At 71.8% G+C, this 15,769-nt stretch carries 16 protein-coding genes; 11 read left to right on the forward strand and 5 right to left on the reverse strand.

Going from position 1 to position 15,769, the window contains the following annotated elements; genetic code table 11:
• The first annotated feature begins 21 nt into the window (after window positions 1-21).
• From OHS18_RS37305 to OHS18_RS37315, 3 genes are read left to right on the forward strand one after another with little or no spacing between them, the layout of a single operon-like run.
• Entirely contained in the window at window positions 22-729 is a 708-nt protein-coding gene (locus OHS18_RS37305) for a dienelactone hydrolase family protein (protein WP_328613920.1), read from the forward strand.
• A 46-nt stretch (window positions 730-775) separates the two neighbouring features.
• The gene (locus OHS18_RS37310; protein ID WP_328613921.1) at window positions 776-2,353 is read left to right on the forward strand and encodes a sensor histidine kinase; all 1,578 of its coding nucleotides are present in this window, start codon (window positions 776-778) and stop codon (window positions 2,351-2,353) included.
• Entirely contained in the window at window positions 2,350-3,024 is a 675-nt protein-coding gene (locus OHS18_RS37315) for a response regulator transcription factor (RefSeq protein ID WP_328613922.1), read from the forward strand. The genes OHS18_RS37310 and OHS18_RS37315 overlap by 4 nt, the downstream gene beginning before the upstream one ends.
• On the opposite strand, the gene OHS18_RS37320 is transcribed toward OHS18_RS37315, so the two are convergent.
• Window positions 2,969-4,096 carry an FAD-dependent monooxygenase gene (locus OHS18_RS37320; protein ID WP_328613923.1) on the reverse strand — a complete coding sequence of 376 codons (1,128 nt, stop codon included), beginning with the start codon at window positions 4,094-4,096 and terminating at the stop codon, window positions 2,969-2,971. The genes OHS18_RS37315 and OHS18_RS37320 overlap by 56 nt on opposite strands.
• 107 nt (window positions 4,097-4,203) lie before the next feature.
• On the opposite strand from OHS18_RS37320, the gene OHS18_RS37325 reads away from it, so the two are divergent.
• A complete protein-coding gene (locus tag OHS18_RS37325; protein WP_442874508.1) occupies window positions 4,204-4,701 on the forward strand; it encodes a TetR/AcrR family transcriptional regulator in 498 nt (165 codons plus the stop codon).
• 48 nt (window positions 4,702-4,749) lie between these two features.
• Here OHS18_RS37325 and OHS18_RS37330 read toward each other — a convergent pair whose 3' ends face one another.
• The 4 genes from OHS18_RS37330 to OHS18_RS37345 all read right to left on the reverse strand — a co-directional run bounded on the left by OHS18_RS37330 (window position 4,750) and on the right by OHS18_RS37345 (window position 9,711).
• Window positions 4,750-5,523, reverse strand: a complete 774-nt coding sequence (locus OHS18_RS37330; RefSeq protein WP_328613925.1) for an ABC transporter permease — start codon at window positions 5,521-5,523, stop codon at window positions 4,750-4,752.
• The gene (locus OHS18_RS37335; RefSeq protein ID WP_328613926.1) at window positions 5,520-6,434 is read right to left on the reverse strand and encodes an ATP-binding cassette domain-containing protein; all 915 of its coding nucleotides are present in this window, start codon (window positions 6,432-6,434) and stop codon (window positions 5,520-5,522) included. Before OHS18_RS37335 ends, OHS18_RS37330 begins: the two co-directional genes overlap by 4 nt.
• Window positions 6,435-6,502: 68 nt before the next feature.
• Window positions 6,503-8,884: an ATP-dependent helicase HrpB gene (hrpB, locus tag OHS18_RS37340; protein ID WP_328613927.1), complete on the reverse strand. Its 2,382-nt coding sequence runs from the start codon at window positions 8,882-8,884 to the stop codon at window positions 6,503-6,505.
• Entirely contained in the window at window positions 8,881-9,711 is an 831-nt protein-coding gene (locus OHS18_RS37345; protein WP_328444512.1) for a glutamate ABC transporter substrate-binding protein, read from the reverse strand. The genes hrpB and OHS18_RS37345 overlap by 4 nt, the downstream gene beginning before the upstream one ends.
• Before the next feature lie 88 nt (window positions 9,712-9,799).
• On the opposite strand from OHS18_RS37345, the gene OHS18_RS37350 reads away from it, so the two are divergent.
• The 7 genes from OHS18_RS37350 to OHS18_RS37380 all read left to right on the forward strand — a co-directional run bounded on the left by OHS18_RS37350 (window position 9,800) and on the right by OHS18_RS37380 (window position 15,761).
• Complete coding sequence (locus tag OHS18_RS37350; RefSeq protein ID WP_328459067.1) at window positions 9,800-10,306, forward strand: MauE/DoxX family redox-associated membrane protein; 507 nt, start codon at window positions 9,800-9,802, stop codon at window positions 10,304-10,306.
• Window positions 10,307-10,378: 72 nt separating this feature from the next.
• Window positions 10,379-11,122: a DsbA family protein gene (locus OHS18_RS37355; protein WP_328613928.1), complete on the forward strand. Its 744-nt coding sequence runs from the start codon at window positions 10,379-10,381 to the stop codon at window positions 11,120-11,122.
• A 110-nt stretch (window positions 11,123-11,232) separates the two neighbouring features.
• Window positions 11,233-11,571 (forward strand): hypothetical protein, encoded by a 339-nt coding sequence (locus tag OHS18_RS37360; RefSeq protein WP_328613929.1) that lies wholly within the window; start codon window positions 11,233-11,235, stop codon window positions 11,569-11,571.
• Window positions 11,568-12,695 carry a C40 family peptidase gene (locus tag OHS18_RS37365; RefSeq protein WP_328613930.1) on the forward strand — a complete coding sequence of 376 codons (1,128 nt, stop codon included), beginning with the start codon at window positions 11,568-11,570 and terminating at the stop codon, window positions 12,693-12,695. The genes OHS18_RS37360 and OHS18_RS37365 overlap by 4 nt, the downstream gene beginning before the upstream one ends.
• Before the next feature lie 9 nt (window positions 12,696-12,704).
• Window positions 12,705-13,085, forward strand: a complete 381-nt coding sequence (locus OHS18_RS37370; RefSeq protein ID WP_328444506.1) for a YbaB/EbfC family DNA-binding protein — start codon at window positions 12,705-12,707, stop codon at window positions 13,083-13,085.
• Between the two features lie 5 nt (window positions 13,086-13,090).
• On the forward strand, window positions 13,091-13,597 hold the full coding sequence (locus OHS18_RS37375) for a YbaB/EbfC family nucleoid-associated protein (protein ID WP_328613931.1): 507 nt from the start codon (window positions 13,091-13,093) through the stop codon (window positions 13,595-13,597).
• A 337-nt stretch (window positions 13,598-13,934) separates the two neighbouring features.
• A complete protein-coding gene (locus tag OHS18_RS37380; RefSeq protein ID WP_328613932.1) occupies window positions 13,935-15,761 on the forward strand; it encodes a glycoside hydrolase family 3 protein in 1,827 nt (608 codons plus the stop codon).
• Window positions 15,762-15,769: the final 8 nt, after the last annotated feature.

The following is a 15,769-nucleotide window of genomic DNA, read 5'->3' on the forward strand; positions in this document are numbered from 1 at the left end:
CCGGGGCGCTACCGTGCGGATATGAGCATCGAGACGTCCACCACCCGTGTCGGCGACCTCTCCGCGTACCTGGCCCGCCCGGCCGGTGGCTCCGGGTCCGGGATGCTGCTGCTGCCGATGATCACCGGCATCGGCGAGCAGGTCCGCGCCTGGGCCGACGAGCTCGCCGGCCGCGGGATCACGGCGTTGACCTGGGACGTCTTCCACGGCGCGAGCACCGACAACACCTCCCGCGAGGACCTCGGCGCGAAGCTCGGCGAGCTGTCCGACGACGTCGCGCTCGCCGAGCAGACGGCGTTGCTCGACCACCTGCTCGGCGACCTCGGCTGCACGTCGGCGGGGGTCATCGGCTGGTGCCTCGGCGGCCGGTTCGCGCTCCTGCTCGCCGCCCGTGACCAGCGCCTTTCCGGTGTCGTCGCCTACCACCCGACGGTCCGCGACCCGCTGCCGCCGAACCACGCCCTCGACACGGTCGCTTTGTCGACAGGGATCACCGCGCCGGTGCTCGTCGCCTACCCGGAGGCCGACACGGTCGTCTCGCACGAGACGTTCGACCGGCTCCAGGCCGCGCTGCAGTCCCGCGCGACGGGCGCGACGTTCACCCAGCACTTCCCGGGCGCCGAGCACGGCTTCAGCGACTCCTCGCGGCACGGCACCGCGGTCAACGCCGACGCGTTCGCGCTCTCCTGGCCGCAGACCCTGGCTTTCCTGGACGCGCTGAAAGGTTGACTTTCGGCAGTGGTCCGCGCGCCGGCCCGCTTGTAGCGTCGGTTCCGTGCGGGAGGCGACGAAGCGCAGGTGGCGGGCGGTGTTCGACGTCGTCCTCGCGCTGTTCCTGGCGTTCATCGTCGTCTCGGACACGGTGGGCACCCGGGCGTACTGGGAGATGGCCGGCGGCTTCGCCGTCGTCCTCGGCTCGGTCGTCACCGCCCGGCGCCACCCGGTCGTTTCGCTCGGCATCGCGCTGGCGGGCGCGCTGGTCGTGCCGTTCCCGTACGGCAACCAGGTGCCCGTCTGGGTGATCTTCGTGCTGGTCGCGATGTGTTACCAGGCCGGCCTGCGGATGCCACGGGCGCGACCGGGACTGCTGCTCGGCGGCGCGGTCGCGGTGCTCGGCGGGCCGCTCTCGCTGTTCGGCGACAACGCGCTCGGCGACTGGGCCGAGCTCGCCGTGATGCTGGTGTTCGCCGGGCTGTCGCCGTGGCTGCTGGGCCGCTACGTCCGGCTGCGCGGTGAGCTCGCCCGCACCGGCTGGCGCCGCGCCGAGGAGATGGAGAGCCGGCAGCGGCTGATCGCCGACCAGGCCCGGCTGCGCGAGCGCGCGCGGATCGCCAGCGACATGCACGATTCGCTGGGCCACGAGCTGAGCCTGATCGCCGTCCGCGCGGCGGCCCTCGAAGTCGCCGGCGGGCTCGGCGACGACCAGCGCGGCGCGGCCGCCCAGCTGCGGACCAGCGCCGCGGCCGCCACCGAACGGCTGCGCGAGATCATCGGCGTGCTGCGCGAGGACGCCGCGCCCGTCGAACCGGTGCAGGGCGACCTCGGCGAGCTGATCGCGCGGGCGCGGGCGTCCGGGCTGCTCATTGACTCCACAGTGGACAGCTCGCAGGCGCCCCCGATGGTCGCCCTCGCGGCCCACCGGGTCGTCCAGGAAGCGCTGACGAACGTCGCGAAGCACGCGCCGGGCGCGGCCGTGACGGTCCGGGTGACCAGTTCCGGTGCGCGGACCGACGTCGGCGTCGTCAACGCGCCGCCGCCCGCCGGACCGCTGCCGGGCGCCACGTCCGGGCACCGCGGGCTGATCGGGCTGCGCGAGCGCGTCCGGCTGGTCGGCGGCACGCTGCAGGCCGGCCCCCGGGACGGCGGCTTCGCCGTCACCGCGACACTGCCGCACGACGCCGCGCCGGTCGAGGAGACCGCGGAGCTGCGCGAGGCCGCCGACGACGCCGTCGGGCAGTCGACGTCCGCGCGGGCGCTGGAGCTGGCCCGGCGCGACGTCCGGCGCAGCCTGATCCAGGCCGTCGTCGTCCCGCTCGGGCTGTTCGCGGTGCTCCTCGGGGTCGCCGGGATCGCGTTCCTGTACCTGTGGAACTCCTCGGAGCTACCCGGCCCGGTCTACGACCGGCTGCGGCTCGGGCAGCCGCGCGCCGAGGTCACGCCGCTGCTGCCGGGCAACCAGCGCAGCGCCCGGCCGACGCGCGGCGAGCCGCCGCTCCCGCCGGTGCCCGGGGCCGCGTGCGAGTACTACGGCACCGGAAGATCGTTCATGGACAACGACTACGCCGCCTATCGGCTGTGTTTCGCCGACGGGAAGCTGGTTTCGAAGGACAACTTCGCCGAGGGGGATTCGTGATCAGGGTCGTGCTGGCCGACGACGAAGCGTTGATGCGGGCGGGGGTGGCGGCGATCCTGGCCGCGGACGGCGGCATCGAGGTCGTCGCCGAAGCCGCCGACGGCCGCGCGGCGGTCGACCAGGTGCTGGCCACGCACCCGGACGTCGTGCTGCTCGACATCCGGATGCCGGTGCTGGACGGCCTGGGCGCGGCCGCCGAGATCCGGCGGCTGCTGCCGGCGACCGGCGTCATCATGCTGACGACGTTCGGGGAGGACGACTACATCGAACGCGCGCTCGGCCTGGGCGCGGGCGGGTTCCTGCTCAAGTCGGGCGACCCGCGGGAGCTGCTGGCGGGCATCCACGCCGTCGCGGACGGGGCCGCGTTCCTCTCGCCGAAGGTGGCGCAGCGGGTGATCGCCCGGCTGTCCGGCGGCCGGCTCGCCCGCGCGTCGGCGGCCCGCGCGCGGATCGCGTCGCTGACCAACCGGGAGCGGGAAGTGCTGACGTTGCTGGGGTCCGGACTGTCCAACGCGGACATCGCGGCGAAGATCTTCGTCGTGGAGGGCACGGTGAAAGCGCACGTCAGCACGATCCTGACCCGGCTCGGCGCGAAGAACCGGGTGCAGGCGGCGATCACGGCGTACGAGGCCGGTCTGGTCGGGGGAGATCCGGCGGCTGCCAGCCACTGATCCCGGCGCCGATCCTGGCCGTGGCTTGGGCGGGAGTCATTCTCAGGAGCGCTTTGCGCAGGGTGGTGGCGACGGGGTTGGTGAGCTGCGGGCCGATCTTCCCGGCTCGGACGGAGTCTCGTGCGACTTTCTGGCTGCGCTTTCGTCTCTCTTGGTCGTATTTCCCGAGTGCGTTCTCCGTGGTGTCCTCTGTGGACATGGCGTGGGCGAGCACGACGGCGTCTTCGAGGGCCTGGCAGCCGCCCTGGCCGAGGAACGGCGGCATCGCGTGGGCGGCGTCGCCGAGGAGCGCGATCTTTCCCCGGACGTAGGTGGGCAGCGGCGTGCCGAGGTGGTAGAGGTCGTGGTGGAGGATGTCCGCGGCCGGCGTCGCGTCGATGAGCGCCGGGATCGGGTCGTGCCAGTCGCCGAAGTGCTGCTTCAGGTAGGCCTTGACGTCGGCCGGCCGTTCGCCGGCCCGGACGACGTAGGAGATCCACCAGTAGACGTCCCCGCCGGCCAGCGGGAGGACGCCGATCTCGGCGCCGCGGTCCCAGCTCGTGCTCAGAGGCGTCCCGGGCCGGTGGGCGACGCCGCGAAACGCCGTACTGCCGCTGTAGACCGGTGGTGCTCCCTTCCTGATCTGGCTGTTGATCCCGTCGGCGGCTACGACGAGGTCGGCGTGGAGTTCTCCGCCGGTGTAGCGCACGAAGCCGTCGTCGCGGACTTCGGTGACTTCGGCACCGGTCTTTATCGTCTCTCGGGGCAGTGCTCGCGCGAGCGCGTCGACGAGGTCCCGGCGGTGGACCGCGGCCAGGGGAAGCCCGTGGTTCCTTGTGAAGGCGGCCGCGTCCCAGCCGGTGATCCGTCGGCCGCGTTTGTCCCTCAAGCCGCCGTCGCGCTGTTCCTGGAGGGGAGTCTCGACGCCGAGGACGTCCAGGCAGCGCCGGGCGTTCGGCCAGAGGGAGATCCCGGCGCCGGCGCCGGTGATCTCGGGTGCTTTCTCCAGGACGGTCACGTCCCAGCCGACCCGCCGCAACCCGACCGCCGCCGCGAGCCCGCCGATACCGCCGCCGACCACCACCGCGCGCATAGCTCCTCCTCTACATCTGTAGAGGACTCTACACCTGTAGAGTCCTCGTTGTGGACCGTCTTTCGGCAATCGGTGACGCGGCGATCGAGGTGATCGCGGCGGAAGGCATGCGCGGCCTGACCCACCGCGCGGTCGATCGGGCGGCGTCGCTGCCCGCGGGGTCGACGTCGTACTACGCGCGAACCCGGGGCGCGCTGCTGGAGCTGGCGATCGCGCGGATGGTCACGCTGGACAACGTCGACTTGGAGCCACCACCGGGTCGCTTGGCGGAGTTCCTCGCGGGTTTCGTCCATGCGGCGATCACGTCGGGGCGGACGCGGATGCTGGCGCGGTACGAGTTCGCCCTGGAGGCGACCCGACGGCCGGAGTTGCGGGAGGCGTACGACAAGGGCGGCTTGCTGATCCGCTCTCGGTGCGCGGCGGTCCTCGCGGCGGCGGGATCTCTTGAACCGGAGCGGCACGCGTCGGTCTTGGTGGCCTGGCTGGACGGCGCGATCTTCGACGCGATCGCGGGCACGGGCTCTCTCGCGCCCCCTTCCCGAGCCGCGCTGACCCGCGGCGCCCGGGAAGTGCTGGCGGGCCTGGGCATCTCCCCAAGTCCGTGAATGTCACATCGAGGGACACAGCGTCCCTCAATGTGACATTCACGGACTTCAGGCGTCCCGGCGGCGCAGCACCGCAGTGCCCGCGACCAGCGCCACCGCGGTCCAGATCGCGCAGATCAGCAACCCCACCCAAGGTGCGTACGGCGCCACTGACTGCGTGATCGGGTTCGGCTGTCCCGGCTCGACCATCGCGTTCACCCCGGCGATCCCCGGGAAGTACGGCACCCAGCCCGGCAGGCCCAGCGACGCGACGATCAGCGGCAGCGGCACCAGCACCACGATCACCGTCACCAACGTCCCCGCCGCGCTTCGCAGCGCCCAGCCCACTCCGGTGCACAGCAGCCCCAGCAAGGCGAAGTACCCGCCCATGCCGAAAGCTGTTGTGAGGGCGCCGGCGACGGACGTCGGCAGGCCGTGGCCGTCCTTCACCACACCCGCCAAGGCCATTCCCGAGACCGACAGCGCCACGCCGTACACGAACAGCACCGGCAGCAGCACCGCCGCCTTCGCGAGGACCACCCGTGAACGCACCGGCGTCCACAGCAGGGTCGACCGGATGCCGCCGCCCGCGTACTCGCTTGTCACGAACAGCGTGGCCAGCGCGATCACCGCGAACTGCGTCAAGTAGAAACCGCCGCCGAGGGCGATCGTGTTCGCGCCCATCGGGTCTTCGCTGTCGAAGCGCTGGGAGATCGCCGACACCGCGCTGTAGAACGCCATCAGCGCGGCTCCGGCGATCAGCGTCCACCACGTCGCGCGGACCGACCAGAACTTCGTCCACTCCGAAGAGACCACAGGCACCACAGGCACCGCCGCCGTCATGCCGACACCCCGTACTCCACCGAAGAAGCCGTCAGTTCCATGTACGCCTGTTCGAGCGACGCTGTCCGTTCGGCGAGGCCGTGCACCCGGATCCCCAGCTCGTGCACCAGATCGCCGACGCGGGTGACGCCGATGCCGTCGACCACCAGCTCGGCCGGGTCACCGACGTCGGTGCGGCCGCCCTCCGCCAGCAGGCGCAGGGACAGCGCGTCGCGCTCGGCGGCGTCCGGGACGCGCACCGAGACCGTCGTGCGCGAGTTGCCCGCGATGAACTCGGCGACCGGCGCGTCCGCGAGGAGCTTTCCCCTGCCGATCACCACGAGGTGGTCGGCGGTCAGCTGCATCTCGCTCATCAGGTGGCTCGAGACGAACACCGTGCGCCCCTCGGCCGCCAGGGAGCGCATCAACTGCCGCACCCAGCGGACACCGTCCGGGTCGAGGCCGTTGACCGGTTCGTCGAACAGCAGCACGCCGGGGTCGCCGAGCAGCGCGCCCGCGATGCCCAGCCGCTGCCCCATGCCGAGCGAAAACTGCCCGGCCCGCTTGCCCGCGACGTCCGAAAGTCCGACCGTCGCGAGCACCTCCTCGACCCGCGAAGCCGGGATGCCGTTGCTGTGCGCCATCGCCAGAAGGTGCTTTCCGGCGCTGCGGCCCGGATGCAGGGCTTTGGCGTCGAGCAACGCGCCGACCTCGCGCAGCGGATGCCGCAGTTCGGCGTACCGCCGCCCGCCGACGCGTACTTCGCCGGCCTGCGGGTGGTCGAGCCCGACGGTCATCCGCATGGTCGTCGACTTCCCGGCGCCGTTCGGGCCGAGGAACCCGGTCACCTGCCCGGCCGCGACGTCGCAGGTGAGCGCGTCGACGACGGTCTTCTCCCCGTAGCGTTTGGTGAGTCCCCTGAGCGTGATCATCAACCCAGTCTGGGGTTTTCGCGGCGCCGGGACATCGGACGACGGTCGCGGACCGGCCCCGACTTTCGTCAGGGGCGGCGACGCGTGACGTGCCGCGTCGGAGTGGCGGTCGCCGGGTCTTCGGGCCACGGGTGCTTCGGGTAGCGGCCGCGCAGGTCGGCGCGGACCGCCGGGTAGCCGTTGGTCCAGAACGACGCCAGGTCCGCGGTGATCGCCGCCGGGCGGCCGGCGGGGGAGAGCAGGTGCAGGACGACCGGGACGCCGGCGAGCGTGGGGGTGCCGGTCCAGCCGAACGTCTCCTGCAGCTTGACGGCCAGCACCGGCTGGTCACCGCCGTAGTCGACGCGGATGTTCGAGCCCGTCGGCACTTCCAGCCGGTCCGGGGCGAGTTCGTCCATTTTGGACGCCGCGGGCCAGGGGAGCAGCGCCTTCAGTGCGGTACCGGCGTTGACGTTCGCGAGGTCCGCGCGCCGGCGGGCCGAGGAGAGGTCCAGCCAGCTGTCCACATCGGACAGCAGTGCGGCGTCGTCGACCGCGGGCCACGGCGCGCCGAGCACCCGGTGCAGGAACGCCATCCGCTCGCGCAACCGGGTCCCGTCGGCGGTCCACTTCAGCAGGCCGAGGCCTTCGGCCCGCAGGCCCGCCACCAGGGCGTCGTGGACGTTCGGGTTCTTCAACGGCCGCGACGCCAGGGTGATGGCGCCGAGCCGCCGGACGTGCCGCGCGACGACGTCGCCGTCGGCCCAGGTCACTTCGTCCACTTCGGACACCGAGCCGGCGCGCACGGCGAGGCGTTCGTCGGCGGCCGCGGCGAGCCGGATCGTGCCGTGCACGCGGCCGGGGTCCCGGGTCGCTTCGGCGATGGCCAGCCACGCGGAGTCCAGGCCGCTGCCGGGCGGCAGCTCGGCCGCGGTGCCGCCGGCCATGAGGTAGACGGGTTCGCCGCCGGGACGTCGCCGCGCGAGCCGTTCCGGGTGCGCCAAGGCGACGATCAACGCCGGATCGGGCTTGCCGTCTCCCGTGACCAGCCGCGAAAGCCGCTGGACTTCGCGCTTCCACCGCCGTGCCGCGTCGTCGCTCGCGCCGCGCAGCCGCCGCAGTTCCGCGTCGACGTCCGTCAGTTTGCCGCCCGCGTCGAGGAGCGCCACGACCTCCGCCGCGTTGCGCGCACCCACGGCCTCCGCACCGTCCAGCAACGCCCGGGCCAGCCGCGGGTGCAGCCCGAGGTCGGCCATCCGCCGTCCGCGCGCGGTCACCGTGCCGTCCGGCGCCGTCGCGCCGAGCGTGGCCAGCAGTGCGCGCCCCGCCGCCAGCGCGCCCTCGCCGGGCGGGTCCCACCAGGCCAGGCCGCTGCCGTCCGGCGTCGACCAGCACGCCAGTTCCAGGGCCAGCCGTGCCAGCTCCGCCGTCCGGATCTCCGGCTCGGGGTACGCGGGCAGCGTGGCCTGCTCGTGCTCCGCCCAGCAGCGGTAGACCCGGCCCGGCGCCTCACGTCCGGCGCGCCCCGCCCGTTGCGCGGCCACCGCCGCCGACACCCGGACCGTGGCCAGGCCGGGCAGCCCGCGCCGGTGGTCGACGCGCGGCACCCGCGCCAGCCCCGAGTCGACGACCGCGCGCACCCCCGGCACGGTCAGGCTCGACTCGGCCACCGCCGTCGCCAGCACGACGCGCCGTCGCGCACGCGGCCGCAGCGCGTCGTCCTGCTGCGCCGCCGTAAGCCGTCCGTGCAGCGGGAGAACGTCCACATCAGACAGACGCAGGAGCCCGGAGGTCCGCGCGATCTCCCCCGCGCCCGGCAGGAAGGCCAGCACGTCACCGTCCCCTTCGGACAGTGCGGTCCGCACGGCGCGCGCCACCGCGGGCTCGGCGCGCTCATTCCGCGCAGGCGGCAGGTAGGACGTCGTGACCGGATAGGTCCGCGCGGACGCCTCGATCACCGGCGCGTCACCGAGCAGCGTGGCCAGCCGGCCGGACGCCACCGTCGCCGACGTCGCCAGCAGCCGCAGGTCGTCGCGCAGGCCGGCGCGGACGTCCAGGAGCAGCGCGAGCAGCAGGTCCGCGTCCAGGTGCCGCTCGTGGCACTCGTCCAGCAGCACCGTCGCCACCCCGGGCAGCTCGGGGTCGCCCTGCACCCGCCGCACCAGCAGCCCCGACGTCACGACCTCGACGCGCGTGCGCGAGGACACCTTCCGGTCGCCGCGCACGGCGTACCCGACGGTCTCGCCGACCGGCTCGCCCAGGATCGCCGCCATCCGCCCCGCCGCGGCCCGCGCGGCCAGCCGCCGTGGCTCGGCGACGACGACCCGGCCGTCGCCGGACATCAGGGCCAGCGGCACCAGCGTCGTCTTGCCGGTGCCGGGCGGCGCCACGAGGACCGCGGTGCCGTGCGCGTCCAACGCGGCGAGCACGTCGGGCAGCACGGCCCGCACGGGCAGGTCGGGCAGTTTCACTTCTCGGTGACCTCAGGGGGTGGGGGCAGCTGGTAACCGGACGGGCCGATGTTCGCGTTGAGCGAGCGCAGCCATTCACCCGAAGAGACCATCCGGCCGATCGCGTCGTCGATCTTGCTCACCCCCTGCGTGTCGCCCTTCCGCAGGCCGACGCCGTAGTTCTCCTTCGAGAACGGCTTCCCGACGACCTTCAGCAGCTCGGGGTCCCGCGCGACGTAGCCTGCCAGGATCACGCCGTCGGTCGTCACGGCGTCGATCTGCCCGGCCAGCAACGCCGTCACGCAGTCCGGGTACCGCGGGTACTCGACCAGCTGGACGGCCTGGGCGAACTTGTCCTTGACCTGCTGGGCGGGCGTCGAGCCGGTGACCGAGCAGAGCTTGCGCGAGTTGAGCGTCTCCGGCCCGGTGATGTCGGCCGCCGTGCGCCGGACCAGCAGGTCCTGCCCCGTCGTGAAGTACGGCCCGGCGAACGACACCTGCTGCTTGCGCTTGTCGGTGATCGAATAGGTCGCCACGACCAGGTCGACCGTCCCGGAGGCGAGGTCCGTCTCCCGCGTCGCCGACGTCGTCTCGCGCCACGTGATGTCCTTCGCGTCGACGCCGAGCTCACCCGCCACAAAAGTTGCGACGTCGACATCAAAACCGACGAACCGGCCGTCCACGGTGTGCTCCGACAGGCCCGGGGCGTCGAACCGGATACCGATGGTCAGGTGATCCGTGGCACTGGCGCGGGCCACCACGGAGTCGGTCGGCGAAACGTGGGCGGGACCGCACGCGGCCACCGTGACCAGCAGCAACGCCGAAGAGACCAGCACGCGCCACCGCATCCCGCCGCTCCCTCCGCCCCCGTCGGGCCCTCACGCAGTTCTCAGGTCGTCCCGTTAGCCTAAGTGTGTGGTGCGACCGTCCCAACCCGTGCTGGACGCCGTCGGCACGCTCGCCCGGCTCGGGCTGGCGGCCGTCTGGCTCGTTTCCGGTGCCGTGAAGCTGGCCGATCCGGGTCAGACGTTGATCGCCGTCCAGGCGTACGACGTGCTGCCCGGCGCCCTCGTGAACGTCGTGGCGGTCGCGCTGCCGCTCGTCGAGCTCGTGCTCGGGCTGTTCCTGCTCGCAGGCCTGGCGACCCGGTGGGTCGCCGGCGCCGCGCTGGTGCTGCTCGTGGTGCTCATCGCCGGCATCGCCCAGTCGTGGGCGCGCGGGCTGAGCATCGACTGCGGGTGCTTCGGCGGCGGCGGCCAGGTGGCGGCGGGGCAGACCGCGTACCCCCAGGAAATCCTCCGCGACTCCGGTTTCGCGCTGCTGGCCGTATGGCTGCTGGCGCGGCCGCGCACCTGGCTGTCGATCGACGGCTGGCTGGCGCGAGGTCGCGGGAACTCTGTCGAACCCGGGCCCGACTACTCGGGTATCGCGGAAGGGAATTGATTCACAGTGGGTGGAGCTGAGCGGACCGCTCGGAAGCGTCGTCAGGCCGCGCAGGCCGGGGGAGCGAGGGCGGTGGCCCAGGCCAGGGGCGCGTCCGGGGACAAGCGGAAGTGGATCATCGGGATCGCCGCCGTGGTCGTCGTGGCCGCGCTCGTGATCGGCGGCGTGATCTGGACGATCTCCGACAAGAACAAGACCGAAGGCCAGGTCATCAACCCCGGCCAGAACACCAGCGCGCTGGCCGCCGACGTCACCCAGACGCGCGACGGCGTGGTGGTCACGGTCGGCAAGACCGGCGCGAAGTCGTCGATCGACGTCTACGCCGACTTCCTCTGCCCCATCTGCGGCACGTTCGAGAAGAACAACAAGACGCAAATCGAGCAGGCGGTCAACGACGGCAAGCTGGCGGTGCGCTACCACATGGTGCCGCTGCTCAACGACCGTTCGAGCCCGCCCGGCTACTCGCTCGACTCGGCGAACGCGGCGCTCGCCGCGGCCGACGCCGGCAAGTTCCTCCAGTTCCACGACGCGCTGTACGCGAACCAGCCCGAAGAGGGCAAGCGCGGCTACGACAAGGCGCAGCTGATCGACCTGGGCAAGAACGTCGGCATCACCGACCCGAAGTTCGCCCAGACGGTCAACGCCGGCACCTACAACGACCAGATCAACGCCGCGTTCCAGCAGATCGAAAACGACCCGAAGCTGGCGCAGGACTTCGGCGGCGGCCAGAGCGGTTTCGGCACACCGACGGTCGTGTCGAACGGTGCGATCGTCAACTGGCAGGACCAGGGCTGGCTCGGCGGGGTGCTCGGCTGAGTCCGGGCAATTCGCCCACTCGGGTACGGAACCTGGTCTAGGCTTGTCCCGCAGGGTGGGGAACCGGGGGTGGCGCGCGCACGTCGCATCCCTGGTGACAGGGAGGGCCAGTGGACGGTTCGCATTCGGGGTTTCACGTCGACGACGGCGCGTACACGCGGTACGCGCGCGAAGTCGATCCGCTCGGTGAAGACGTCAAAGGCGCGGCCGACAAGCACGTCGGCCCGCACGTGACGCTCGGTGGCCACGGCTTCTCGGAGATGGGCGGCGAGTCCGGCTTCTCCGGCGCCTATACCGGCCGGATGCGGGCGCTGCAGGAGAAGCTGCACCGCGTCGGCGGTGGCTGGAGCCAGATGGGTGACGCCGCCCGCCAGACCGACCGCAACTACGCCGGTGTCGAGGCCGAGCACGGCGACGTCGTCCGGCGGCTTGGGACGGACCTCACGTGACCGAGCACGCCGACCTGCTCGTCCGGCACGGCCTGGACACCACGAACCAGTTCGCGGACAAACTGCGCCACGACCCGGCCGCGATCAGCGGCGCACGCGACGGGCACGTCGCGCTGCAGACGTCGATGGGCAAGACCCACGACACCGCGTCGGCGCAGCGCGTCACCCTGACTTCGGCCAGTTCCGGCTCGACGACCGACCGCGCCACCGCGACGTCCAAGAGCCTGGAGCAGGAAGTCCAGGACCTGCTCGACGAGAGCGCCGAGATCGAGAGGGCCGTCGCCGAGGCGGCCGAGACGCTGAACCTGGGCCAGATCAAGAACGACCAGGTCCGCGACCAGATCATCAAGGAGATCTCGGCGTCGATGAAGGCGCTGGCGGCCGTCAAGAGCATCCAGCCGCCGGAGAGCCGCGGCGCCGCGTCGCGCGACATCCTGATGAAGCTGCAGACCAAGATCAGCCAGCTGACCGGCCAGGCCGCGACGTTCAGCGAGCAGACCATCAACCAGCTCACCGACATCGGCACCAAGCTCGGTGGCCCGGAACAGACGACGTCGGCGAGCAGCGCGTCCGACACCAAGGTCGGCCAGTCCTTCAACAGCAACAGCGGGTACTCCGGCGGCGGTTCCGATAGCGGGGGCGGCGGCGGTGGGGGAGTCGGCGGCGGTGGTGGCGGCGCCGTGCACAAGCCGCGGCTGCCGGTCGCGGTCCCGCCGCAGCCCGGCACCGGCGTCGGCATCAACCTGCCCGGCGGCAAGACCGTCATGGCGCCCAACGAAACCGCCGCGAAGGCCGTGCGCAACGCGCTTTCCCAGCTGGGCGTGCCGTACGTCTGGGGTGGCACCGCGCGCGGCCAGGGCCTCGACTGCAGCGGCCTGACCATGACGTCGTACCAGGACGCGGGCCTGCAGTTGCCGCGGACGGCGGCGCAGCAGACGGTCGGCGCCGAGGTGCCCTCGATCGACCAGCTGCTGCCCGGCGACCTGGTCGTCTGGTCCGGGCACGTGGCGATGGTGATCGGCGACGGCCAGATGGTCGAGGCCGGCGACCCGGTCCAGATCAGCAAGATCCGCACCACGAACGCGGGACAGTCGTTCATCGGGTTCTACCGGCCGACGGGGTAACTTCGCACAGTGGCTGACTTCGACATGGATCTGGCCGCGTCCCGCGTCGCCGAGCAGGCGGACCGCGCGGGCGCGGAGGCTTCCGCGCGCTTCGAGCGCTCGGGCCCGGTGGTGGGCAAGGCGGCCTCCGGCGACGGCGCCATCGAGGTCCAGGTCGCGCCCGGCGGGCTGCTCACGGGCCTGACGATCCACCGCTCCGCGCTGCGGCACGGGTCGTCGGTGATCGCCGACCAGATCCTCGAGCTGGCCCAGCGCGCGACCCGCCGCGCGGGCGACCGGATGTACCACGCGCTGGCCCCGGTCGTGGACGCGTCGCAGCTGGAAACCCTGGGCTACGAACCGATCCCGGACGACGACCCGGACGCCGAGTCCGTCTCCTACGGAAGGTGAGCGCGATGCCCACGACGCGTCAGCTGATTTCCCAGGCCCGGGCCCGCGAAGAGGCGCTGGCCAAGGTGGACGAGCTGCTCGCATCGGCGTCCGGCACGGCCCACGACCTCGACGGCCAGGTCGAGGTGACGGTCGACGCCCGCGGCAAGCTCCTGCGGGTGTGGCTGGCACCGTCGGCGGTGAACCTGGGTGAGCGTCTCGGGCCGTTGGTGGTGGAGATCGCCCAGGCGGCCATGCGCGAGGCGACCCAGGACGGCTACAACAAGGTCGCGCTGCTGCTGGGCGAGGACATGACGTTCATGATCGAGCAGATGACGGGCCTGCCCGCGCCGGCCCGAGCCGAGGACGACGACCCGGGCATGACGGTGGCGGAGTTCCAGCGGCTGCGCGAGGAACGCCTCGGCTCCGCTCCTCCCGCAGCTTCTGCTGCTCCCGCTCCCGCTTCGAGTGTCGAGGACGAAGACGCGTACTGGGACACGTTCGACCCGGCTTCCCTGCGCTCGGACCGCTGACCGGTTCCGAGCAGCCCCCGTTTTCCACGCTACCGCCGGCCACCGACAGTTCCGCTCGGGGCGTTCGGGGTCAGGTCAGCTGGGCGGTGGAGGTGGCGCCGTCCAGGGATGGCGGAGCAAGCCTCCCAGCGTCAGCTCGCTGACCGTTGTGCGCTTCGCCGCGTCCTCGTCCGTGAGGCCGCGGACCAGGACCTGCAGCCGTGGCCGGTCGGTTCACGACCGGAACCCGCAGTCCCGGTGAGTGGCAACCGAGATCGCCCAGAGGTCTGGACCAGCTGCCGATATATATGCATTAATTCAAGGCGTGAATTTTGGTCTCTCGACGAGGAGGACCCGGATGGGTCTCGGACGCGGACTGGCCATCGGCACACTGGCCGTCGGGCTGCTGGTGACGTCGGAAACCCCCGCCCTCGCCGGGAACGGCCCGGCGTACAAGGACTCCTGGCGGCCCGTCAAGGTCCGGGTGGCCGATCTGCTCGGCCGCATGTCGCTCGACGACAAGCTCGGCCAGATGATGCAGGCCGAACGCCTCGGCGTGAAATCCCCGGCCGACGTCACCACCGGGCGTCTCGGCTCGCTGCTCTCCGGCGGCAGCTCGCAGCCGACGCCGAACACGCCGGTGACCTGGGCCGACATGTACGACGGCTTCCAGAAGGCCGCGCTCGCGACGCCGCTGGGCATCCCGCTCGTCTACGGTGTCGACGCCGTCCACGGCCACAACGGCGTCTACGGCGCGACTGTCTTCCCGCACAACATCGGCCTCGGCGCGTCGCGCGATCCGCGGCTGGTGCAGAAGATCGGCCGCGCCACCGCGGAAGAGGTCTCCGGCACCGGCATCGACTGGGACTTCGCGCCCTGCCTGTGCGTCGCCCGCAACGACCGCTGGGGCCGCACCTACGAGTCGTTCGGCGAGGTCCCGCAGCTGGCCACCGAGATGTCGACGGTCATCACCGGCTTGCAGGGAACGAGACTCGACCAGCCCGGTTCGGTCATGGCCACCGCCAAGCACTACGTCGGCGACGGCGGCACGACCGGCGGCGTCAACGAGGGCAACACCGAGATCAGCGAGCAGGAACTGCGCACGGTCCACCTGCCGCCGTTCAAGGCCGCCGTCGACCGCGGGGTCGGCTCGGTGATGATCTCCTACAGCAGCTGGAACGGCGTCAAGATGCACGCCGGCTCGTACCTGATCAACGACGTCCTCAAGAAGGAACTGGGCTTCAAGGGGATCGTCGTCTCGGACTACAACGGCATCGACAAGATCGACGGCAAGACCGGCTTCACCCCGGAAGAGGTCGAGGCCTCGATCAACGCCGGCATCGACATGGTGATGGTGCCGTACAACTGGCAGACGTTCATCGACACGCTGCGCACACTGGTGCAGCAGGGCCGGGTGCCGCTGTCGCGCATCGACGACGCGAACCGCCGCATCCTCACCAAGAAGTTCGAGCTCGGCCTGTTCGAGCACCCGCTGACCGACCGGCGGTTCCTGAAGACCATCGGCAGCAAGGACCACCGCGATCTGGCCCGCCAGGCCGTCCGGGAATCCCAGGTGCTGCTGAAGAACGACCACCACGTGCTGCCGCTCTCGAAGCACGGAAAGATCTTCGTGGCGGGCAAGAACGCGGACGACATGGGCAACCAGTCCGGCGGCTGGACGGTCGGCTGGCAGGGCACCAGCGGTCCGGTCATCCCCGGCACCACGATCCTGCAGGGCATCAGGAGCAGCTCCTCGAAGGTGACCTACGCCAAGGACGGCACGGGGATCGACCAGAGCTACGACGTCGCCGTCGCGGTCGTGGGGGAAACGCCCTACGCCGAAACGAAGGGCGACCGTCCACAAGGGATGGGCCTGGACGAGACAGACCTTGCGACGCTGCAGAAGCTGAAGGACTCCGGCGTGCCGACGGTCGTCGTCCTGGTGTCCGGGCGGCCGCTCGACATCGCTGCGCAGGTGAGGGACTGGGCCGGGCTCGTCGAGTCGTGGCTGCCGGGCAGCGAGGGCGCCGGTGTCGCCGACGTCCTCTTCGGCGACTACAACCCGACCGGGAAGCTGCCGGTGACCTGGATGCGCAGCGCCGGCCAGCAGCCGATCAACGTCGGCGACGGCCGGCCCGCGCTGTTCCCGTTCGGCTACGGCCTCCACTACCCCCGCCATTGGTGATCGGTCCC

This window comes from Amycolatopsis sp. NBC_00355 (assembly GCF_036104975.1).
In the GTDB taxonomy this organism is placed as follows: domain Bacteria; phylum Actinomycetota; class Actinomycetes; order Mycobacteriales; family Pseudonocardiaceae; genus Amycolatopsis.

Coding starts and splice junctions, on each gene's coding strand:
- OHS18_RS37305 (WP_328613920.1), top strand. CDS start 22: ATGAGCATCGAGACGTCCACCACCCGTGTCGGCGACCTCTCCGCGTAC.
- OHS18_RS37320 (WP_328613923.1), bottom strand. CDS start 4,096: ATGCGCGCGGTGGTGGTCGGCGGCGGTATCGGCGGGCTCGCGGCGGCG.
- OHS18_RS37325 (WP_442874508.1), top strand. CDS start 4,204: ATGCGCGGCCTGACCCACCGCGCGGTCGATCGGGCGGCGTCGCTGCCC.
- OHS18_RS37330 (WP_328613925.1), bottom strand. CDS start 5,523: ATGACGGCGGCGGTGCCTGTGGTGCCTGTGGTCTCTTCGGAGTGGACG.
- OHS18_RS37335 (WP_328613926.1), bottom strand. CDS start 6,434: ATGATCACGCTCAGGGGACTCACCAAACGCTACGGGGAGAAGACCGTC.
- OHS18_RS37345 (WP_328444512.1), bottom strand. CDS start 9,711: ATGCGGTGGCGCGTGCTGGTCTCTTCGGCGTTGCTGCTGGTCACGGTG.
- OHS18_RS37375 (WP_328613931.1), top strand. CDS start 13,091: ATGCCCACGACGCGTCAGCTGATTTCCCAGGCCCGGGCCCGCGAAGAG.
- OHS18_RS37380 (WP_328613932.1), top strand. CDS start 13,935: ATGGGTCTCGGACGCGGACTGGCCATCGGCACACTGGCCGTCGGGCTG.